This window comes from Herbaspirillum sp. C7C2 (assembly GCF_022627865.1).
In the GTDB taxonomy this organism is placed as follows: domain Bacteria; phylum Pseudomonadota; class Gammaproteobacteria; order Burkholderiales; family Burkholderiaceae_D; genus Herbaspirillum; species Herbaspirillum frisingense.
On sequence record NZ_JABXGI010000003.1, the window covers coordinates 54,077 to 75,344 of the forward strand.

The window sequence follows — 21,268 nt, forward strand, 5'->3', positions numbered from 1 at the left end:
GGCCGCGCCCGCCTAGTTGATCATCCCGGTCGAATACGCATACTTGATCAGGTCGGCATCGGTACTCAGGCCCAGCTTGCGCATCGCATTGTTCTTGTGGGTGCTGATGGTACTGGGCGTGCGTGACAGACGTTCACATATCTCGCCCAACGACTGACCTTCCACAAACAGCCGGACGACCTCCAGCTCGCTCTGGGTCAGTTCGCGCACCAGTCCGAAGCCCTCCCCCTGGGCCCAGCTCATCTCCAGCTCGCCGCGCAGCGACACCGGGAAGTACAGTTGCTTGCTGCTCTGCGTGGCCAGGCAGGCGTTGATCAGTTCATCAGTCTTTTCGCGCTTGTTGATGACGGCGAATACGCCCATCCGGTACAGGCGCCGGATCACGGCGCCATTGTTCATCGCCGTATAGACGATCAGCTTGGTCGAGGGATGTTCGTTCTTGATTCGCTTGACCAGCGCAAAGCCGTCGGAATCGTCGCTGTCGTCGGCCGGCATGGCGAAATCGGTGATGACGATCTCGCATGGCGCGCGCTTGAGCGCCGCGAGCAGCGCCTCCCCCGTATCCACCTCCAGATCGATGCGTATTTCCGGCAGGCGCGCCAGCTCGCTCCTGAGCGCGCCGAGCACGATAGGATGGTCGTCGGCAATGGCTACGTGCAGGATCTTCTTCAAATTCATGCTACCCCCAAATGGTTCAATTAACTGACAGGTGGCGACTTCGCAGACCTTCGCCCGAAATCGCTCTCCCATGAAGTGCCGTGGCTTGATGCCCTCGATTTCCTTTCATCGATGTCGGCTCCCCTCGTCTGTCGACACCATGGCGGCATCGAAAAACTTCCATCAGTAGGAGATAGACAAATTCTGGGGAAAATAGAAAGGAAATCGCGATATTGCGGCTGAAAATCGAATTTATACGAGGTGTCAATAGCAGGAGAATGCGGCAACTTCACTTTCCATGGCGATTTCAACAACAATCGGCCCTTATCGTCGACGGATGTCGAGATTGCGCAGAATTGAGAGGGTGGGACGATGATGGCCGACCGGCGTGGCGCCGTCGGCCGGCCTGAAATCAACAGTCACCAGTAGTCTTCGGTCACGAACTGACCACCGCCAGTGCGACGCAATGGCCCCATGCCACGCTCGCGCAGCAGTTCGCGCACCTCGGTGACCATCTCGGGATTGCCGCAGGCCATGACGCGCGTCTGTTCCACGCTCAGCGGCAGGCCGGCGGCCTGCTCCAGCTGCCCCTCCTTCAACAGCGTGGTGATGCGACCAGCCAGCCAGCCCGGGGCATCAGGCAGGGCATCATCACGCGTCACGCAACGCAGTAGCTGCAATCGCGCCGGCCAGCCCAGCTGGCGGGCGTGCTGACGCAGCTGTTCGAATTTGTCGGCATAGGCCAGCTCCTCGCGCTGACGAACGCCATGCACGATGACCAGTTCATCGAAGCGCTGCCAGACATCGGGCTGCTGCAGGATGGAGACATACGGCCCCAGCCCGGTGCCGGTGGCCAGCATCCACAAGTGGCGGCCATCGACGAAGCGGTCGGCGGTCATGAAGCCATAGCTGAGCTTTTCCACCCAGACCGGGTCCCCTGGCTGCAAGGCTGCGAGGCGCGTGGTGAACTGGCCGCCAGGGACCACGATGGCGTAATACTCCAGCTGGTCCTCCTGCTCGGCCGAGGTGATGGAATAGGCGCGCGAGACGATCTGGCCATCGATCTCCAACCCCAGACGGGCAAACTGGCCGGCCGTGAAACGGTAACCGGCCGGACGCGTGGTGCGAAAGCTCAGCAACTTGTCGGTCCAGCGATGAACCGACAACAAGCGCTCGCAACTGGCCTTCTCCGAATACACATCAATATTCACACTGCTGACACTACTCACACGACTCTCCTTCGATTGACCGCACTCGCCTGTCCACGAGGGAAGCGATGTGCAGCTTTGGTCCGCAATACCTGCCCGGGCGACGCTGCAGGCACATTACAATAGCGGGATGAACAAGGCGGTGGATCGCCCTGCCCATGTCGCCAGGAACTATCCGCGCCGCACGCCGGTCAGGCCTTGGTGGCATGAACCGCCAAGCCCTCCATCCTACCCGACTTGCCCCAAGGGGCGGCAGGCCGGCCGCCTCAACCGATAAACGAAGATGCAGTGAATCAATGACCTGGACCCGCCACCTGGCCATCGCCTTTCTCTGGTGTGCCGCCGATACCGCCTATGCCGCCTACAAGGTGGAGATCGAAGCGCCCAAGCCGGTGCAGTCGCTGCTCAAGGATTTCCTGGACCTCTCGCGCTATCAGGACCGCGACGACATCAGCGACGAGCAGCTCAAGTTCATGATGGATACCGTCGGCGACCAGGTGCGCGAACTGACCTCGACCGAGGGCTATTTCGCGCCCGTCACCAAGGTCAGCGTGCAGACCGAGCCCGCCGCGGCCGATCAGCAGCCGCTGCGCCGCATCAAGCTCAGCGTCGACGCCGGCCCGCGCACCGCGATCAGCAGCGCCGACATCGCCGTCACCGGCGTGGCCGCCCGTGAAGACGCGGCCCGGGTGGCGGCCCTGCGCGAGAACTGGTCATTGCCGCCGGGCCAGCCGTTCCGCCAGGAAGACTGGGACAAGGCCAAGAATGCCGGCCTGGACCAGCTGCAGCAAAAGAAATACGCGGCTGCCCGCATCGCCTCCTCCCAGGCCCGGGTCGATCCGGACGAACACCAGGCCGACCTGTCGGTGCGCTATGACAGCGGCCCGGCCTTCACCCTGGGGCCCTTGCAGATCACCGGCACGCGCCGCTATCCCGAGACCATCATCCGCAACGTCAATCCGCTCAACATCGGTGAAGCCTATGACGTCGACCGCCTGCTGGCGCTGCAGCGGCAGATCCAGAACACGCCCTACTTCTCCAACGCCATCGTGGCCATCGACGATGACCCCGAACACCCGGACCTGACACCGGTGAAGGTGCAGGTCACCGAGTTTCCGACCCAGCGCATCCGCACCGGCGTGGGCTATAGCACCGACACCGGCGCCCAGGTCGAAGGTCGCTATTCGCATTACAACGTGTTTGACAAGGCCTATGTCTTCGACAGCCAGGCACGGCTGGAGCAGAAACGCCAGTACGGCATGATGTCCCTGGCCATGCCGCCGGATGAAAAGGCCTTCGTCAACAGCCTCAATACCTCCTACGACCGCACCAAGCTGGAAGGCATCGACCTGCGCAGCCAGCAGATCGGGCTCAAGCGCGCCCGCAACAGCGAGAACTACGACACCACCTATTCGCTGACCTATTACCGCGATGAGCTGAGCCAGGAGGACGGCAGCACCCTGCCCGCCAATACCATCGTCACCCCCGGCAAGCACCGGGCGCTGGTGCCGGGCTTCGCCTGGTCACGCCGCAATGTGGACAACCCGATCTTTCCGCGCCGGGGCAACCTGCTGACGCTGGAAGCCGGCTTCGCGCTCAAGGGTTTGCTGACCGACCAGAGTTTCAGTCGCCTGTATGGCCGCTTCAAGCAGTTTGTGCCGGTGGGCAAGCGCGACATCGTGGTCTTGCGCGCAGAACTGGGCGGCGTCTTCACGGCCGGCAGTGCCGGGGCGGTGCCGCCCTCGCTGCTGTTCCGCACCGGCGGCAACGATTCGGTGCGCGGCTATAGCTACCAGAGCATCGGCAACGAGCAGAACGGTACCGTCTATCCGACCAAGTACCTGGCCGTGGGCAGCTCCGAATACCAGCGCTGGTTCAGCGAGAAATGGGGCGCGGCAGTGTTCTACGACATCGGCGCGGCCGCCGACAACTGGAACAACAAGACCTTCTATCACGGTGTGGGCACCGGTGCACGCTGGCGCAGTCCGGTGGGGACGCTGAACCTGGACCTGGCCTATGGCATCCAGAAGCGCCAGATCCGTCCACACATCTCGCTGGGCATCGCGTTCTGACGCAGGCGCCAGAATTGCCCAAACGATTTATATGATTTCGAACGACAGGCACGCATGAGCGACCAGCCACAAGCATCGCAGGATTCTTCCCCTACACCGGAGCCGCCGTCGGGTCCACGGCGTTCGCGCAAGCGCGCTGGCAACATGGGCCGAATGGGCCGCACGGGCCGCATCCTGGCCTGGAGCGGCGGCACGCTCGCCCTTCTGCTCCTGGCCACCGCCGGTACAAGCCTGTACGCCTTGAAGACTGAAAGCGGCACCCGCCTGCTGTGGAACGGCGCGGTCAAGGCGCTGGACGGCAAGCTCTCCGGCCAGTTGCTGGGCGGCACGGTGGCCGATGGTCTGCGCCTGCGCGCCTTACACTACCAGGATGGGCAGCGCATCCTCGATATCGACAGCATCGACGCCCGCTGGCACCTGTCCGCGCTGCAGCGCAAGTTCAGCATCGACTACCTGCGCGTGGGCGCGGTGCAGCTGAAACAGCAGCCCTCACCGTCCGAGCCGACCACCCTGCCGACCTCGCTGGACATTCCCCTGGCCGTGGAGATCGGCGAGATCAGCCTGGGCCACCTGAGCCTGACCCAGGGGACGTCCACCACCGAACTGTCGGACCTGAAACTGCACGGCAGCTCCGACGGCGTGCAGCACACGCTGGTGCTGGACCGGGTCATGACCCCCTACGGCCAGGCCACGGCCCTGCTGCATCTGAACGGCAAGCGCCCCTTCGCCATCGGCGGCGGGCTGGAACTGACCGGCGCCTATCAGCAGGGCGAGTTCAAGGAGCAATACCAGTTGGCCGCCCAGTTGTCGGGCTCGCTGGAGGAACTGGGCATCGCCCTCACCGCCGGGGGCGACAAGCTCAAGGGCAACGCCGACATCGTCGCCACACCCTTTGCCGCGGTCCCGCTCAAGCGCGCCCGGGTCGATCTGCAGCATCTCAATCCGCAGGCCTTCAACGCCGCCGCGCCGGCAGCCGACCTCAACCTGCGCGCCGACCTCGCTCCGCCGGCCGGACTCCCCGCCAATGCCCCTCTGCAGGTGGCCGGCCGGGTGGACATCACCAATGCCCGCCCTGGCAGCCTGGACCAGCAACTGCTGCCCCTGCTCTCGGCCAGCGCCGATCTGCAACTGGACCTGCAACAGCAGACCCTGTCGCGACTGGATATCCGCCTGCCCCGCAACGCCCGCATCGAAGGCGGTGGCCAGTTCCGCCCCGGTAGCACGGAGCCCGGCAGGGAGACCCCCATGGCCGGCCAGTTCAAGCTGCGCGTCAACGAACTCGATCTCAGCCAGATCCATCGGCAGGTGCGTCCCACCCGGCTGTCCGGGCCGGTCGACGTGACGCTGGCGCCAAACGCCCAGCAACTGCTGCTGACCCTGCAGGACAGCGCCCTGAAGCTTCACGTGGATACCGTCATCGGCGCCGATCGGGTACAGGTGCGCGAGGCTTCCCTGACCGCCGGCAAATCGCGCCTGGAAACCGCCGGGTCCCTGCAGACCGTGGGCGCGATGGATTACGCCTTCAAGGGCAGGCTGTTGGACTTCGACCCCACGGCCGTCCTGCAGGCCGTCGCCCCGCCACCGGTCACCAAGGGGCGTCGCACCCGCAGCGCCGCGTCTTCGCAACCGGTGCGCGCGCGCATCAACATGGACTTCGACGCAGCCGGCGCCCTCTCGCCGGAGCTGAAGGTCAAGCTCGGTTTCCGCATCCACGACAGCAGCTATGGCGATCTGCCCATGAGCGGCCGGGGTGACCTGCAGCTGGCCGGCATGCGTCTTCTGCCTTCCAGGGCCAATCTGCAGGTTGCCGGCAATACGCTGGACCTGGACGGCAGCTTCGGCAAGGCCGGGGACAAGTTGCGGCTCAAGGTCGATGCGCCACAACTGGCGCGTCTGGGCTATGGCCTGTCCGGCCTGCTGCGCCTGGACGGTACCGTCAGCGGCACGCGCCAGCGCCCCGATGTGGTGGCCAGTTTCCAGGCGGAGCAATTGCAGTTCGGCGCGCACAAGCTGCACCACCTGGCCGGCCAGAGCGAACTGCACAGCAACCTGGCCGCCGGTGTGGCCTCGCCCGACAACCGCCTGGCGCTCACGCTGGAGGGTGACGGCTACAGCGGCCCGCAGGCCGAACTGTCACGCCTGGCGATCAAGCTGGACGGCACCTACGCCCGGCACACGCTGGCTTTGCAGGCCAAGGGCAAGCTGCAGGATCAGACCCTGGACCTGGCCGTGGACGCCCATGGCCAGATCACCGAAAAGACCAAGGGCCAGTATGGCTGGGCCGGCAGCATCGACCAGTTCAGCAACCAGGGCTTCCCGCGCATCGCCCTGGGCAGTCCGCTGACACTGGATGCCTCGGCCGACGGCATCGAGGCTGGCAGCACCCGCATCGAGATCGACCGTACTGCCATCGAACTCAAACGCCTGTCCTATCAGCAGGGCCGACTGGCATCGGCCGGCCAGGTTCGGGCGCTGGACCTGGGACGGGTGCTGGAACTGGTGCAGCAATTCAGCGGCACACCCGCCCCCGTCAAGACCGACCTGGTGCTCGATAGCGACTGGGACTTCAGCCTGGCCGAACGCGCCAGCGGCTACCTGCAGATCGCCCGCAGATCGGGCGATGTCAGGGTCACCACCAGCACCGGCGAAGCCACGCTGGGCCTGTCCGAGCTCAAGTTGCGCAGCGACTTCCAGGGCGAACAGATGCGCGTGAGCGGCCGTGTCGATGCCGCGCGCATCGGCAGCCTGGACCTGGGCGGCGAAGTCGGCCTGCATCGCGTCGACCAGTTGCTGGCACTGGACGCGGCATCCCCGCTGAACCTCCGCGCCCGCCTGGATGTCCCGCAGCTCAAGCGGGTGGGCGATCTGATCGGCCCGCAACTGAGCCTCAACGGCAAGCTGTCGGCCGACCTCAATGCCGCCGGCACGCTGGGCCAGCCCCGCCTGTCGGGGGCCATCAACGGCGACAACCTGGCGCTGACCGAATTCGACCAGGGTATCCAGTTGAAGGACGGCATCGTGCGCATCGTCATGGACAGCAATGTCATCGAACTGCGCCAGATCGAGTTCCGTGGCGGGCGCGGCACCCTGCGCGCCGGTGGCAAGATCCAGCTCGGTGCCGACAATCCCGACCTCAACGCCACCCTCACCGCCGATCACCTGGAGCTCTTCGCCAGTCCCGACCGGCAATTGATGCTCTCCGGCGAAGGCAAGATCAGCAACGTCAACGAACAATTGCGCGTGGACGGCAAGTTCATCGTCGACCGCGGGCTGTTCGACCTGCCCAAGAGCAGCGCACCCAAGCTGGGGGACGACGTGGTCATCGTCAGTCGCAGCGGCAAGAACCGCGTCGGTGCGGCCGCCTCCTCGCAGCAGAAGCTGGAAGCCGCGACCGAAAAGCCGGCCAGCAAGTTCGCACCCGTCATCAACCTGGCGGTCGACCTGGGCAATGACTTCCGCTTCCGCGGCAGTGGCGCCGACCTGCTGCTGCGCGGCGACATGATGGTGCGCAGCGAACCGCTCTCCCCCCTGCGCGCCACCGGCACCATCAACGTGGCCGAGGGCAGCTATGAAGCCTTTGGCACCAAGCTCAATATCGAGCGGGGCATCATCAACTTCCAGGGACCGATCGCCAATCCCAACATCAACATCCTGGCCATGCGTCGCAACCAGGACGTCGAAGCCGGTGTCTCGGTGACCGGCAATGCCAACCAGCCGCGCGTGCAACTGGTGTCCGAACCCAACGTCCCGGACGATGAAAAACTGTCCTGGATGATGTTCGGCCATGGCACCGACAGCTCCAACATCGGCCAGCGCAACGCCAGCAGCCAGGCCCTGGCGCTGGTGGGCAACATGGGCGGCAAGCGCATCGCCAAGGATATCGGGCTGGACCAGTTCAGCATCGGCTCCAGCGAATCGGGGCTGACCGACGAGCAGGTGGTCAACCTGGGCAAGGCCATCACCCAGAAGATCACCCTGGGCTACGAACAAAGCCTGCAGGGTGCGGCCAGCGTGGCCAAGGCGACCTGGCAGATTTCGCGCCGCTGGTCGGTGGTGGCCCGCGCCGGCACCATCAACGGCCTGAACATCCTGTTCAGCCGTCGCTACGACTAGCGATCAGCGACAAGGGGCGCAGCGACTCGGGTGGAAAAGCCACGGACAGCGCCCCGATGGCGCTTTCCGGCAGGCAAGGCTTGCCCCCGGAGAGGGGGAATCTGTTAATCTCGTCGCAAGTTCAGGTAATCCCCGATGGACGGACCAGCAGGAATTCATAACAATGGCGCCCGGGGAAAGGCCGTTTCCGGGGAAAGCGACATGCCAGAACACAGAATCCAGCGCGCATCAAGAACAGCCAAGCTGTTCGTGGTCGTGGTCTGCCTGATCATCCTGCTGCTGGAGGCATGGTCGGCCTGGCGCGCCTATGAGATGGCGCTGGACGAGGCCAACCGGGACGGCGCCAATATGACCCTGGCGCTGACCCAGCAGGCCGACCAGTCCTTCAAGGAAGTCGACGTGGTATTGCTCGGGGTGCAAGAGCACCTCGACTATGACGGCACCAATGCAGCCGGAAGCCAGCGTACGCACGATTTCATGGTCACCTCGGTGGCGGCGGTGCCGCAACTGGCCATGCTGATGGTCTACGACGAAACGGGGCTGGCCATCGGCACCTCCCAGGCCACCCTTGAACACCGCTATATCCAGGACGACTACTTCCTGCATCACCAGCGCCTGCGCACCAACCAGGCCTATCTCGGCAAACCCATGCGCAGTCGTGTCAGTGGTCAGTGGGTCGTCACCATGAGCCGCCGCATCAATCATCCCGACGGCAGCTTCGCCGGGGTGGTGGTGGCCGACATCGACCTGTCGCACTTCCAGCGCTACTACGAGCAATTCACCATCGGCCGCAATGGCGCCATCCTGTTCGGACTGAACGAAGGCACGGTGATCTACCGCCAGCCGTTATTGAGCTATTCCATCGGGCTGGACATTTCCAAGTCGATGCTGCTGCAGCAATACCTGAGCAAGGCCGACCAGGGTTCCTTCGAGATGCGCTCGCCGCGCGATGACATCGTGCGCCTGACCAGCTTCAAGCACTGCAACCTGTATCCGCTGTTCGTAGCGGTGGCACAGGCCAAGGACGACATCCTGGAAGACTGGACGCGCCGGGTCTGGATACGCGGCATTGCCGTGCTGTTGCTGTTGATCGTCATCGGCTACGGCGGCAACCGGCTGGTGGCGCAGGTGGCTGGCCGCGAAACGGCGGAGATGGAAGCCATCACCGCCCGCACCGAACTGGAGCGTCTCTACCGCACCCTGGAAGCACAGTCGCAGAAGGATGGCCTGACCGATGTCTTCAACCGCCGCTACTTCGATGCCGCGCTCACGGCCGAACTGGCGCGCCTGAACCGTTCCGGCGAATCGCTCTCGCTGATCATGGTGGATGTGGACCATTTCAAGCGCTACAACGATACCTACGGCCATGCCGCCGGCGACATCTGCCTCAAGCAGGTGGCCGCCGCCCTCAATGGGGTGGCGCGCCGCCAGGGCGACATCGTGGCGCGCTATGGCGGCGAGGAATTCGCCCTGATCCTGCCCAACTGCAATGCCGCCAGTGCGGCTGCCATTTCCGGCAGGCTGGTGCAGGCGGTGCGGGCATTGCGCATTCCCCACGAGGGCAGCCCGGTCGGACAAGTCACCATCAGCGTGGGCGCGGCCAGCCTGGCCAGCGGCAAGGGCGCGCAGGTGGATGCCCGCGACCTGATCGACAGTGCCGACGCTGCCCTCTATCTGGCCAAGGAACAGGGCCGTGACCGTGCCATCCAGCATGAGTATCCGCGCCTGACCCTGCTGCCGGACATTCCCGGAGTGAGGTGACCCATGCGCTGCCTGATCCGCTATCAACTGCGCGAGGAAGAACTCCCTTCTCACCACGAGTTCAACGCCGAGGCCCCCGATACCGAGCTGGTGATCCAGCATCTCACCGAATTCCTGCATCCTGAAGTGATGTTCGAATTCCTTCCCGTGCAGCCAGGCGCGAAGGACGGCATCACCCAGTTGCGCGACCGCATGGCCCATGCGCGCGACTACCTGGAACAGTATTGCGGACTGAAAAGCCTCTCCTACATGATCCTGCCCGAAGGCGCCTCCTCCGCCCAGGGAAGATGGACGACCCTGCTGCTGGGCGGGGGCGAGCCTGGGCCCATCAGCCGCCTGGATTAGCCGCTGCAGGGCTGCGGCTAATTGTCGCACCCGGCACCTCCCATCGCCCTCCCAAATCAGCCGCAAAACCTTTGCTGGAGCGGCTTTCCCCTCTGCGACAGAGCATTTTCACCCGATTCAAGCTGCCCCCAGTCCGACCCTCTGCGTTGTTAGAATCGGCCGCGATCCGATTTCTTTACTTCCTGCAGGCATGCATGGCATGCCCACTCAGACTGCGACCATGACCAAGACCACACGACAGCACCGGGGCAGCCCCGGCCAGCAGCAACGCTCCTCCTTCCACCTGGCACTGCCCCTGCTGTGCCTCGCCGCCAGTGCTCAGGCACAGCAGAACGACGCCACCCTGCCCACCATCTCGGTGAGCGCCACCAGCACCGCGCCCTTGCAGAATCCGGTGAGCACCGGTTCCAACCTCGACCTCACGCCCCTGCAGATTCCGGCCAGCGTCAGCGTGATCGACCGTCGTCAGCTGGAAGAACGCGGCGACGCCAGCATCGTCGATGCCATCACCCGCGCCCCCGGCTACAGCAGCCTGGCGCACCCGGGCAACAGCGGCAGCTCGCTGTCGGCACGCGGCTTTACCGATACCACCTCGGTCATGCGCCTGTACGACGGTGTGCGCCAGTACGGCGGCGTCGGCGTGAGCTTCCCCTTCGACACCTGGAGCGTGGAACGCATCGAAGTGCTGCGCGGACCGGCCTCGGTGATCTATGGCGATGGCGCCATCGGCGGCGTGGTCAACGTGGTGCCGAAGAAACCTTCACGCGGCAAGATCGAAAATGAAGTCGAGGCCAGCATCGGCAGCCACAACACGCAACGCCTGGGCCTGGGCAGTGGTGGCGCCATCAACGACATGCTGTCCTACCGTGTGGATATCAGCGGTGATCGCTCCGATGGCTGGGTGGATCGCGGCTATTCCAACAACCTCAGTTTCTCCGGCGCGCTGCGGCTGGACGTCAATCCCGACCTGTTCGTGCAACTCAGCTACGCCCAGGGCCACCAGCGTCCCATGGCCTATTTCGGCACGCCGCTGATCAATGGCCAGCAGGTCGATGCGCTGCGCGAAAAGAACTTCAACGTCGGTGACGGCAACATCGACTACAAGGACCGCTGGGCGCAACTGGAAGCGCAATGGACACCCAATGCCGACACCACCGTGCGCACCCGCTTCTACCAGATCAACAGCGACCGCAACTGGCGCAACGCCGAATCCTACGTCTACAACGCGGCCTCCGGGCTGGTCGACCGCAGCGGCGCGACCCAGATCCGGCATGACCAGTCGCAGACCGGCAACACCACCGACGCCACCTTCAAGGGCCACCTGCTGGGCCTGAGCAACCAGGTCTCGGTCGGCTTCGACATCAACTCCAGCAGCTTCACCCACACCAACAACACCTATGTGGGCAACTTCAGCAGCGTCAATCCCTATGACTTCGACCCCGGCGTCTACGCCAGCGGTACCGGCATCCCCGCCTTCCGGCCACGCTATCGCAACAGTGCTTCTCAGTATTCGGTCTTCTCCGAGGACAAGCTGGACCTGACCGAGCGCCTGAGCGCGCTGGCCGGTTTGCGCTTCGACCATGCCGACGTCTCCCGCAGCGACCTGATCAACAGCGCCAACGACTTCAGCCAGAGCTACTCCAACCTCGGCTGGCGCCTGGGCTCGGTGTATGCCATCACGCCGGACCTGTCCGTCTATGGCCAGTACACCAAGGCCGCCGCACCGGTGTCGGGCCTGCTCATGCTGACCCAGTCCAACAGCCGCTTCGCCCTGTCCACCGGTCGCCAGGTGGAAGTGGGCGTCAAGCAGGTGTTCTGGAACAGGCGTGGCCAATGGACCCTGGCCCTCTATGACATCCGCAAGAACAACCTGGTCACCCGCGATCCGGCCAATGCCAGCCAGAGCATCCAGGTCGGCCAGCAATCCTCGCGGGGCGTCGAAGCCAGCCTGTCGCTGGCCCTGGCCGATACCGTGAAGCTGGACGCCAACGCCACCGTGCTGCGGGCGCGCTTCGACGACTTCGCCGAAGCGGTGGCCGGCGTGGCTGTTTCGCGCAGCGGCAATGTCCCCACCAACGTGCCGGAACGACTGGCCAACCTGTGGCTGAGCTGGGACTTCCTGCCCGCCTGGACCGCCAGCGGCGGCCTGCAGTACGTGGGCGCGCGCTATGCCGACAACGCCAACACCCTCAAGCTGCCGGCCTACACCACTACCGACCTGGCCCTGCGCTGGAAGGCCACGCAAGCCACCACCCTGACCCTGCGTGCCAACAACGTGTTCGACAAGCACTACTTCACCACCGCCTACTACACCAATACCCAATGGCTGTACGGACCGGGACGCGAGTTGCAGTTGAGCGTGAACCACCGCTTCTGATCAATGGCGGCGACTTCCTGGCCGGCGCGCCTGCGTCGCTGGACCTACCTGACCCACCGCTGGTGCGGCGTGGCAGGCTGCCTGCTGATGGCCCTGTGGTTCGCCAGCGGCGTGGTGATGCTGTTCGTCGGCTATCCCAAGCTCACGCCCTGGGACAGGCTGGCAGCCCTCCCGGCTCTGGAATCCAGCAGCAAGCTGCCGGGCCCACCGCCGCAGGCGCGTGCCGGCGCACTGGTGCTCAACGCCGCCAGTGGCCAGCCGCGCTATCTCCTGCGCCAAAAGGATGGCAGCCTGCTGTCGCTGGATGCGGAGTCCGGCACAGCCCAAGCGCAATTCGATCGCGATGCCGCGCTGCGCTCGGCACGCCTGTTCCGTCCGGGCGCCGAGGCCCATTACCTGGGTCAGTTGCACGAAGACCGCTGGACCCATGCCCGGTCGCTGGACGCGCATCGGCCGCTGCACCAGATCATGCTGGACGATGCCGCCCACACCCTGGTCTATGTCTCCTCGCATACCGGCGAAGTGGTGATGCAGGCAACCCGCCTGCAACGCGGCTGGAACTATGTCGGCGCCTGGCTGCACTGGCTCTACGTCTTCAAGAATCAGCCGGTCGATCCGGTCTGGACCTGGACCGTGATCGCGCTTTCGGCCGGCTGCGTGCTGGTGGCCTGCAGCGGTATCGTGGTGGGACTGTGGCGCTGGCGCTTCGGCCGGCCCTACAAGTCCGGCTCGCACTCACCCTTCGCGCCCGGCTGGATGCGCTGGCATCACCTGCTCGGCCTGGGCTTCGCGGCCATCACCCTGACCTGGATCTTCAGCGGCCTGATGTCGATGAACCCGCTGGGCATCTTCTCCGCCGCGCAACGCCCCGACCTGGCGCGCTATACGGCGGTGCCGGCCCAAGGCGGCCTGCTGGCGGCCCCTACCGGAGCCATCCTGCAAAGCCTGGCCGATAGCGGGTTTCGTCCGGTGGAACTGGAATGGCTGACGCTGGCCGGCCAGCCCTTCGTGCTGGCCCGCGACGCACATGATGGAACGCGCCTGGTACTGGCCGCCGATGCGAAGGGGCAGCGCCTGCTGGTGGCGCAGCATTGGTCTCGCGCCACGCTGGAACGTGCCGGGGCCCGGCTGATGGACGCGCCCCTGGTGAAGGTGGAGCGCATGGAGCAGTACGATGCCTATTACTACCGCCGCGACAGCGAGGCCATGATGGGTGGCGCGCAACGACAGTTGCCCGTGCTCAGACTGAGGTTTGCCGATGCCGGTGATACCCTGGTCTACCTCAACCTGCAGAGCGGCCAGGTGGAATTGAGCGCCGACCGCGCCCAGCGCATCGGGCGCTGGCTGTTCAGCCTGCTGCATAGCTGGGACCTGGCGCCGATGCTGGCCGCCGGCTGGTTGCGCGAGGCGGTATTGATCCTGCTGAGCATCGGCGGGCTGGCCTTGTCCGGCAGCGGCGTGGTGATCGGCTGGCGGCGGCTGCGCCGCAAGTTCGGCGCCCGCGCCTGAGGGTCAGCTACCCAGGCGTATCTGCCGGTCCGCCACGCAGCGCACGATATCGGTGTCGTGCGTCACCAGCAGCACCGCACAACCCGCTGCCCTGGCCTCTTCCACCAAGAGGCCGATCACTTCCTGCTGGGTCAGCGGGTCCAGCCGCGAGGTAGGCTCGTCGGCAAAGATCAGCGTCGGTTTCATCAACAACACCCGTGCCAATGCAATGCGCTGCAGTTCGCCACCCGATACCTGGCGCGGCAGGCGATCCAGCAGCCCGGTATCGACCCGCATGCGCGCCAACAGCGCCTCCAACCGGTTCCAGTCCAGCTGGTGCAGGCGCACCACGTCCCGCAGGGACTGGCGCAGGCTGACGGTGGGCGCAAAGGCCGCCGCCGGGTCCTGATATATCTTCTGGAACGCCGTGCGCGCCAGGCCGGCGGCGCGGGTGACGGTTCCCGCATCGGGCTTGAGCAGGCCCAGCAGGAGATTGCCGAAGCTGGTCTTGCCCGCCCCACTGGGCCCGCTGATGGCCAGGATCTCACCGGCGTGGACGCGGGCACTGACATCACTGAACAACACACGCTCGCCGAAGGCCTTGCTGACGCCGCTGATCTCGGCAATGACCCGGCCAACATCGCCGGCTGCGGCTTGCACTGGCGCAGGCAGCGGCCAGCACGCAGGATCGGCCGCCAGCAGGCGCCGGGTATAGGTGTGCTGCGGCGCGGCCAGTACCGCCTCGGCCTCGCCCCGCTCCACCATGCGTCCCTCCAGCATCACCGCCAGTTGTCCGCCCAGCGCCCGCGCCAGCCAGACGTCGTGGGTGATGCACAGAAGGCTCATACCCTCCTTGCGGGCCGCCTGCAGCAGGGCCAGCACTTCGCCACGGCGGTCGGCATCCAGTCCCTTGGTGGGTTCGTCGATGATCAGCAACGGTGCGCCGGCCGCATGCGTGGCCAGGAACGCCACCCGCTGCGCCATGCCACCGGAGATCATGAAAGGATATTTGTCCGCCGCATCCCGCAGGCCCAGGCTGGCCAGCGCATCCAGGGCCGACGTCCGGGCGTTGCTGCGGGCAGTCCGCAGGCTGTCGTTCTGGGTATCGACGGCGGGCCGGCTGACCAGCTCATAGGTCTCGGCCACCTGCTGCGCCACGGTCATGGTCGGGTCCAGTGCCAGCCAGGGTTCCTGGGGCAGCAGCGCGATACGCCGGCCCCACCCTGCCTGGCGCGGGGCGACATCGGCAGCCTCCCCCGCTTCGCCATCGATGCTGATGCGCCCGGTACAGCGCAGGTTGGCCGGCAGATGACCCATGATGGCCTGGGCCAGCAAGGACTTGCCGGAGCCACTCTCGCCCAGCAACGTCAGCACGCCACCGGCCGGGATGGAAAAGCTGGTCGCATCGACCAGCACATCCTCCCCGTGCAGCACCGCGAGGTCTTGCACGCACAGCGCCGGCACCGGCGCCTGCGCGTTCATGCGGCCTCCTTCTGCGGCGACAGCAGCAGCAAACCCAGCAGGGTCATGAACAGCACCAGCACCGGCGCACCGACCAGCCAGGGCGCCTCACGGTAATAAGGCAACAGTTCGATCATCATGACGCCCAGTTCCGGCGTCGGCGGCTGCAGACCCACGCCCACGAAGCCCAATGCCGACATCGCCAGCACCGCGCCGGCCAGGCCGAAGCGCATCAGTGTCAGCAGACGCGGCAGCAAGGCCGGCAATACGTGACGGCGGATGATGTAAGCAGGCCCAAAGCCCAGCAGCCGCGAGGCCTCCACCTGCGGGCTGGCCAGCAGGACGCGGCATGCGGCACGCACCACGCGGAAATATTCCACCCACAGCGCCAGCGAAATGCCCACGTACAAGGGCCAGAAGCCACCCGGCGCCAAGGCCGCCAGCAGCAGCACCAGCAACAAGCCTGGCAGGGCCAGCACGGCATCGGCCAGCGCCGCCAGCACGCGCTCGGTCCAGCCGCCGCACCAGGCCGCCAGCAGACCGATGAGGAAGCCAGGAACGGCCGCCGACAGCACGCTTACCAGTGCCAGCGACAAGGACAGCCGGGCGCCATGCGCCAGCCTGGCCAGCATGCTGCGCCCAAGCTGGTCGTAACCCAGCGGCTGCGCCAGGCTGGGCGCTTCAAGGAAGCGCGCCAGATGCTGGCGCGCAGGGTCGATGTCGATGGCGATCGGCCCGACCAGCGCCAGCAGCGCCACCGCCAGCAACAGCAGCAGCCCGGCAGACTGGCCGCAGGTCCAGCGGGTGGCCCCGCACTCGACAAGGACATCGGAAGCAGAAAGGCGGCTCATGCTCGGCCTCGCGGATCAAGGAAGGCGCAGGCGGCATCCACCAGCGCATTGAAGAGGACGAACATCAGGCCCAGCACCAGGGCAGTGCCCTGGATCATCGGCACGTCGCGGCCGAAGATGGCATGCACCAGCGCGTGGCCGATGCCGGGCCAGGCAAAGATGGTTTCCACCAGCACCACGCCCTCGACCAGCATCACCAGTTGCACGCCCAGGTAAGCCACCACCGGTACGGCCACATTGCGCAGGCCATGGCGCGCCAGCGCCTGGGATAAGGTCAAACCTTTGGTCAGCGCAAAACTGAAGTATTCGGAACGTCGGACCTGCACCATGGCATCACGCGCCACGCGGCAGGACACCGCCGCCAGGCCCAGCGCCAGCGTCAGGGCCGGCAGCAGGATACCGCCATGGTCACCATGACCGGCTGCCGGCAAGGCGCCCAGCTGCACCGAAAACAGCAGCACCAGCAACAGCCCCAGCAGGAAGGACGGCAAGGCCCGCAGGACCACCGACACGGCCAGCGTGGCACGGTCCAGCCAGCCGCCCGGGTGCAGCCCGGCCAGCACACCTGCAGTGGGGCCGATGGCCAGCGACAGCGCCATCGCCAGCAGCGACAGGCGCAGCGTCGGGCCCAGTTGATGACCGATTTCCACCAGCACCGGCAAGGCAGTGACCTGGGACATTCCCAGGTCCAGATGCAACAGGCGGCCCCACCATTCGCTCAGGGCCATGAACCAGGGCCGGTCCAGGCCCAGTTCCGCACGCACGGCCAGCGCGGCCTCGGTGGTGACCATGTCATAGCCGTAGCGCCCGGCCGCAATGCGGTAGGCCATGTCGCCGGGCAGCATGCGCGTCATGAAGAAACACAGCGTGCCCACCAGCAGCGCCACCAGAGCGGCCTGCAGCAGGCGCTGCCCCAGCGCGAGCAGCAAGCGGCGCCGGGTGGCCGTGCTCAATAATCGATTCAGGTCCATTGCAGGGAAGAGATCCGGTAACTGCGTTCAAAGGGGTCGATACTGGCGCCACGCAGGCGCCGGCTGACGGCGCAGGTCTGGCGATACCAGACCACCGGGATCACCGGCAACTGCTCCTGCAGCACGGCGGTAATGCGCTGGCGCAGGCTGCGGTCACGGTCGGCAGGCACGGCCGGCGCGGCCGCCAGTTGCGCCAGCAGCGCCGGCACCTCGGTATCGCGCCAGCCCATGGCGCCCCAGTCGCCGCCCTCGGGACCGAAATCCTGCAGCAGGCTGGCCACCGGTTCGGGGAGATTGCCGTAGTTGCGCGCCGCTAGCGCCATCTGCAGCAAGCCGCTGCGATGACCGGCCGGGATATCGCTGGAATTGCCGATCACCACCCGCACGGCAATGCCGATCTGGCGCATCTCTTCCTGCAAGGCAGTGGCGATCAGGGGCAGTTCGGGACGATCCACGAAGGTCGTCAGATTCAAGGCCAGCCGCTGGCCCTCACGCCACCGCACGCCGTCCGCACCGAGACGCCAGCCGGCCTCCTCCAGCAGGCGGCGGGCCTGTTTCAGGTCAGTCTGCAAGGGCGGCAGGCTGGCATCGTGCCAGCGCGCCAGCGCGGGGGGAAACAGTTGCGTAGCACCGAGGTCGGGGTCGCGCAGCAGGGCGCGGGCGATGCCCTCGCGTTCGATGCACAGCGCGATGGCGCGTCGCACGCGCACATCGGCCAGGAAGGGATGACCGGCGTTGAGCTTGAGGATGGTGGTACGCGGCAGCATGGTCGACAGCAGGGCCGCGCGTGGATGGTCTTGCAGCGCCCGGATGCTGGGCGGGTCCAACGAAAAGGCGAGATCGGCCTGGCCGCTCTGGACCAGCAGGGTGCGCGTCTCCGCACGCGAAACGCTGATGTAGCGCGCCCGCTGGATCGGCCTGCCCTGCCCGGACTCGATCAAGGCGACGCGTTCGACATCGAATTGCTGGGGCAGGCTCAGGGAACGAATGCGATATGGCCCGCTCCCGATGATGGCCTGCACATTGCCCTTGGCGTCGAAGGAAGCCGGTGCCAGGATCTGCGTCGTGTAGTGCGTCAGCAGATAGGGGAAAGGGCCGAAGGGCTGGCGCAAGGTGATGACCAGGTCGCTGCCCTCCAGCTGCATCGCCGCGATCGCCGCCAGCTGCAATACGCCCGGCCGCTGGGCGGCGCGCTGCAGGCTGGCCAGCACACTGGCCGGCGTGAGCGCGCTACCGTCGTGGTAGCGCCGCCCGCTGCGCAGTGCGAAGCGCCATTGCAGACCGTCATCGCTGACCTGCCAGGTAGTGGCCAGGGCCGCACGCAAGTGGCCGCTGTCGTCCACCTCCAGCAGCGTCTCCACCACCTCCATGCGGGCGAACATGTAGCCGGAGCGCGAGGGATCGAGGCCGGTCATTTCCCAGGGGCCAACCACGGTCAGCACGCCGGCATCCGCCCGGGTGACGGCATGCGAATGCGGCGCATCGTCGCCGTGCGCCGATGCGCTGCGCCAGGGCTGGACAGCGGCCAGGGCGGCGGCCGCCAGCAAGGCCCGGCGGCGCGCTGCGTTCAGGTCATGGGACACAGGGCCGCCCTCAGAACCGGACGTTCAACGCCAGCATGGCATTGCGCTCGTCACCCGGCATGATCCACAGGTTGTTGTAGGAGCTGGTGTAGTAACGCTTGTTGAAAAGATTATTGACGTCCAGCGAGAGCTTCATGCGTGGCGTGAACTGCCAGTAGGCCAGTGCCCGCGCCGTGGCATAGGCGGGCAACCGGAAGCTGCCGGCCTGGTCGCCGGTACGCGCCCCGACATAGCTGGCGCCGCCACCCACGCCAAAGGGTGCGCCGTGCGCATCGACATCCTCGAACACTGCCAGCAGGCTGCCCGACACGCGCGGCACGTTGACCAGCCGCGCACCGACGGTGAGAGTGTTGTCCTTGGCGACATAGGCGTCGGTATAGGCCAGGTTGCCAGTCAGGCGCCAGTGACGTCCGAGCTTGGCATTGGCATCCAGTTCCACACCCTTGCTGCGCACTTCGCCAGCCGCCACCGAGAACGAGGGATTGGACGGATCGGTGGTCAGCACATTCTGCTTGGTGATGTCGAACACGGCCAGGGTGGCGCCGCTGCGCTGGTCCTCGCTCTGGAACTTCAAACCCGCTTCGGCTGCGCGGGCGGTTTCGGGACTGAAGGCATTGCCCTGCACGTCGCTGCCGCTGTTGGGGCGGAAGGACTTGCTGGCGCAGGCATAGACCGACCAGGCGGGCGTGATCAGGTAGGTCAGGCCCAGGCGCGGCGAAACGGCGCTCTTGTCCTGGCGCGTGGTCGCGCCGCTGCGCCAGTTGTTCAGGGTGGAGCGGAAGGAATCGGCGCGTACGCCGGCCAGCAATTTCCAGCGATCCGACAGGCTCACCTGATCCTGCAGATAGAGCGCGGTGCTGATCTGGCGCTCGCTGGTATCGGTGTTGGGCAGGGGCGTGGGTTGCGCCTGGCCGTAGACCGGGGTGTAGATGTTGACCGCGTAGGGCGCTGCGGCGCTGGGGTTGATGCGCAGCATGCGCTGGTCCAGCGTCAGCCAGTCGATCTCGGTGCCGACCAGCACCTCATGGCCGATACCGCCGGTCTGCAGCTTGCCGCCCAGTTCGGCCTGCAACGAGGTGTCGTGCCAGCTGTAGTCGCGATAGCGGCGCTGGCGACGCAGGGTGGCATTGTCGGCCTGCAGGGCGGAGGCCTCGGTGGAGAAGCCATCCAGGCTGCCATCCTTGTGGAACACGCCGGTGCGCACATGCCAGTTGTCGTCCAGGCGATGTTCCAGCGTCAGCAGGTGGTTGCGGTTTTCCATCTTGATGTCGCCATCGCGTGGCTCGCCCAGGAAGCGCGAGACCGGCAGCACGCCCGGATTACCGTTGACGGCGACGATGCCGCGATCCAGCGGCGCCTTCTGGCGCAGGAATTCACCTTCGTAGTTCAGGACCGTACGATCCGACAACACCCAGGTGAAGGCCGGCGCCAGGAATTCGCGCTGGCTGGTGACGTCGTCGCGCATGCTGCCCTTGTGCTCCATGGCAGCGTTGATGCGGTAGGCCACTTCGCTGTTGAGGGCGCCGGTGGAATCGACGGCACTGCGGTAGGTGTTGTTGGTGCCGATGGACAGATCCAGCGCATTGGCCGACTTGAACTGCGGCTTCTTGCTGACCACGTTGATGGTGCCGCCCGGCTCGCTATTGCCGTACAGGGCCGCCGCCGGTCCCTTGAGGAAGTCCACGCTCTCGACGTTGGCCATGTCGCGCGGCGGCGCATAACCACGGTTGGAGGCGAAGCCGTTCCAGAGGATGTTCATGCCGCCGTTTTCGCTGCCGGAAAAGCCGCGGATGGAATAGTTGTCCCACAGGCCGCCGAAATTGTTCTGCCTGGCCACCCCGCTCACGTAAAGCAGCACGTCATCCAGCCGCGTGGCGGCCAGGTCGTCGATCAGCTGGCGCGACACCACCTGGACCGATTGCGGCAACTCCTGCAAGGGGGTCTCGCTGCGGGTGGCGCTGGAGGTCGCGTTCTGGCGGTATTGCTGGCGCTCGCCGGTGCCGGTCACCACGACCTGCCCCAGTCCGCTGTCGGCGCTGGCGGAGGTGGCGGCGGTGTTGGTGGTGGTATCGGCGCCCCAGGCCAGGCTGTGGGCCTGGCTCATGGCGAGCGCGCCCAGCACGGCCGCCCGCAGTGCGGTCATTTTCATCTTTTCCCTTGTGTTTTTTGTGTGTTGCGGCTGGGTGCTGAGCTGCCTTGCCGCGAGCGTGGTGACCGGCTCACGCGGTCAGGCCGGCATTTTATGCAACCGTGTTGCATTTAGCAAGAAGAAAGACAGGCATCGGAAACACGAGCCAGCCGAATCAGGTCCGGCCATGCGTGTCTGACGCTGCCTCTTCGCGCCGCCGATCAAGGCAGGCGGGAGTATAAAAGCGCAGGCG

General features: G+C 65.8%; 13 protein-coding genes. 6 read left to right on the forward strand and 7 right to left on the reverse strand.

Annotated features, from left to right (window positions below; genetic code table 11):
* Nucleotides 1–12 precede the first annotated feature (12 nt).
* Together HWE04_RS06260 and HWE04_RS06265 are read right to left on the reverse strand one after the other, a co-directional pair.
* Complete coding sequence (locus tag HWE04_RS06260; protein WP_006462446.1) at nt 13–678, reverse strand: response regulator transcription factor; 666 nt, start codon at nt 676–678, stop codon at nt 13–15.
* Between the two features lie 398 nt (nt 679–1,076).
* The gene (locus HWE04_RS06265) at nt 1,077–1,886 is read right to left on the reverse strand and encodes a ferredoxin--NADP reductase (protein ID WP_241811884.1); all 810 of its coding nucleotides are present in this window, start codon (nt 1,884–1,886) and stop codon (nt 1,077–1,079) included.
* A 275-nt stretch (nt 1,887–2,161) separates the two neighbouring features.
* Between HWE04_RS06265 and HWE04_RS06270 the strand changes: the two genes are divergently transcribed.
* The 6 genes from HWE04_RS06270 (at nt 2,162) to HWE04_RS06295 (ending at nt 14,042) form a co-directional block, all read left to right on the forward strand.
* Nucleotides 2,162–3,937 (forward strand): autotransporter assembly complex protein TamA, encoded by a 1,776-nt coding sequence (locus HWE04_RS06270; protein ID WP_241811885.1) that lies wholly within the window; start codon nt 2,162–2,164, stop codon nt 3,935–3,937.
* 54 nt (nt 3,938–3,991) lie between these two features.
* Nucleotides 3,992–8,050, forward strand: coding sequence for a translocation/assembly module TamB domain-containing protein (locus HWE04_RS06275; RefSeq protein ID WP_241811886.1), 4,059 nt, complete (start codon nt 3,992–3,994; stop codon nt 8,048–8,050).
* A gap of 201 nt (nt 8,051–8,251) precedes the next feature.
* A complete protein-coding gene (locus tag HWE04_RS06280) occupies nt 8,252–9,811 on the forward strand; it encodes a sensor domain-containing diguanylate cyclase (RefSeq protein WP_234295970.1) in 1,560 nt (519 codons plus the stop codon).
* Nucleotides 9,812–9,814: 3 nt separating this feature from the next.
* Complete coding sequence (locus HWE04_RS06285; protein ID WP_077237920.1) at nt 9,815–10,156, forward strand: hypothetical protein; 342 nt, start codon at nt 9,815–9,817, stop codon at nt 10,154–10,156.
* 199 nt (nt 10,157–10,355) lie between these two features.
* Nucleotides 10,356–12,533 carry a TonB-dependent receptor gene (locus HWE04_RS06290; protein ID WP_241811887.1) on the forward strand — a complete coding sequence of 726 codons (2,178 nt, stop codon included), beginning with the start codon at nt 10,356–10,358 and terminating at the stop codon, nt 12,531–12,533.
* Nucleotides 12,534–12,536: 3 nt separating this feature from the next.
* Complete coding sequence (locus HWE04_RS06295; protein WP_241811888.1) at nt 12,537–14,042, forward strand: PepSY domain-containing protein; 1,506 nt, start codon at nt 12,537–12,539, stop codon at nt 14,040–14,042.
* Between the two features lie 3 nt (nt 14,043–14,045).
* Here the strand turns inward: HWE04_RS06295 and HWE04_RS06300 are convergent, their stop codons facing one another.
* From HWE04_RS06300 to HWE04_RS06320, 5 genes are read right to left on the reverse strand one after another with little or no spacing between them, the layout of a single operon-like run.
* Nucleotides 14,046–15,503, reverse strand: a complete 1,458-nt coding sequence (locus HWE04_RS06300; RefSeq protein WP_241811889.1) for an ABC transporter ATP-binding protein — start codon at nt 15,501–15,503, stop codon at nt 14,046–14,048.
* Complete coding sequence (locus tag HWE04_RS06305) at nt 15,500–16,333, reverse strand: ABC transporter permease (protein ID WP_241811890.1); 834 nt, start codon at nt 16,331–16,333, stop codon at nt 15,500–15,502. Before HWE04_RS06305 ends, HWE04_RS06300 begins: the two co-directional genes overlap by 4 nt.
* A complete protein-coding gene (locus tag HWE04_RS06310) occupies nt 16,330–17,304 on the reverse strand; it encodes an ABC transporter permease (protein WP_241811891.1) in 975 nt (324 codons plus the stop codon). The genes HWE04_RS06305 and HWE04_RS06310 overlap by 4 nt, the downstream gene beginning before the upstream one ends.
* Nucleotides 17,295–18,887: an ABC transporter substrate-binding protein gene (locus HWE04_RS06315; protein WP_241811892.1), complete on the reverse strand. Its 1,593-nt coding sequence runs from the start codon at nt 18,885–18,887 to the stop codon at nt 17,295–17,297. The genes HWE04_RS06310 and HWE04_RS06315 overlap by 10 nt, the downstream gene beginning before the upstream one ends.
* A gap of 10 nt (nt 18,888–18,897) precedes the next feature.
* Nucleotides 18,898–21,030, reverse strand: a complete 2,133-nt coding sequence (locus HWE04_RS06320; protein WP_446719216.1) for a TonB-dependent siderophore receptor — start codon at nt 21,028–21,030, stop codon at nt 18,898–18,900.
* Nucleotides 21,031–21,268 lie beyond the last annotated feature (238 nt).

What these genes read in the sequence shown, in the direction of transcription:
- HWE04_RS06320 (WP_446719216.1), bottom strand. Translation starts at nt 21,030, where the DNA reads ATGACCGCACTGCGGGCGGCCGTGCTGGGCGCGCTCGCCATGAGCCAG.
- HWE04_RS06270 (WP_241811885.1), top strand. Translation starts at nt 2,162, where the DNA reads ATGACCTGGACCCGCCACCTGGCCATCGCCTTTCTCTGGTGTGCCGCC.
- HWE04_RS06295 (WP_241811888.1), top strand. Translation starts at nt 12,537, where the DNA reads ATGGCGGCGACTTCCTGGCCGGCGCGCCTGCGTCGCTGGACCTACCTG.
- HWE04_RS06260 (WP_006462446.1), bottom strand. Translation starts at nt 678, where the DNA reads ATGAATTTGAAGAAGATCCTGCACGTAGCCATTGCCGACGACCATCCT.
- HWE04_RS06305 (WP_241811890.1), bottom strand. Translation starts at nt 16,333, where the DNA reads ATGAGCCGCCTTTCTGCTTCCGATGTCCTTGTCGAGTGCGGGGCCACC.
- HWE04_RS06300 (WP_241811889.1), bottom strand. Translation starts at nt 15,503, where the DNA reads ATGAACGCGCAGGCGCCGGTGCCGGCGCTGTGCGTGCAAGACCTCGCG.
- HWE04_RS06310 (WP_241811891.1), bottom strand. Translation starts at nt 17,304, where the DNA reads ATGGACCTGAATCGATTATTGAGCACGGCCACCCGGCGCCGCTTGCTG.
- HWE04_RS06285 (WP_077237920.1), top strand. Translation starts at nt 9,815, where the DNA reads ATGCGCTGCCTGATCCGCTATCAACTGCGCGAGGAAGAACTCCCTTCT.
- HWE04_RS06290 (WP_241811887.1), top strand. Translation starts at nt 10,356, where the DNA reads ATGCCCACTCAGACTGCGACCATGACCAAGACCACACGACAGCACCGG.
- HWE04_RS06280 (WP_234295970.1), top strand. Translation starts at nt 8,252, where the DNA reads ATGCCAGAACACAGAATCCAGCGCGCATCAAGAACAGCCAAGCTGTTC.
- HWE04_RS06275 (WP_241811886.1), top strand. Translation starts at nt 3,992, where the DNA reads ATGAGCGACCAGCCACAAGCATCGCAGGATTCTTCCCCTACACCGGAG.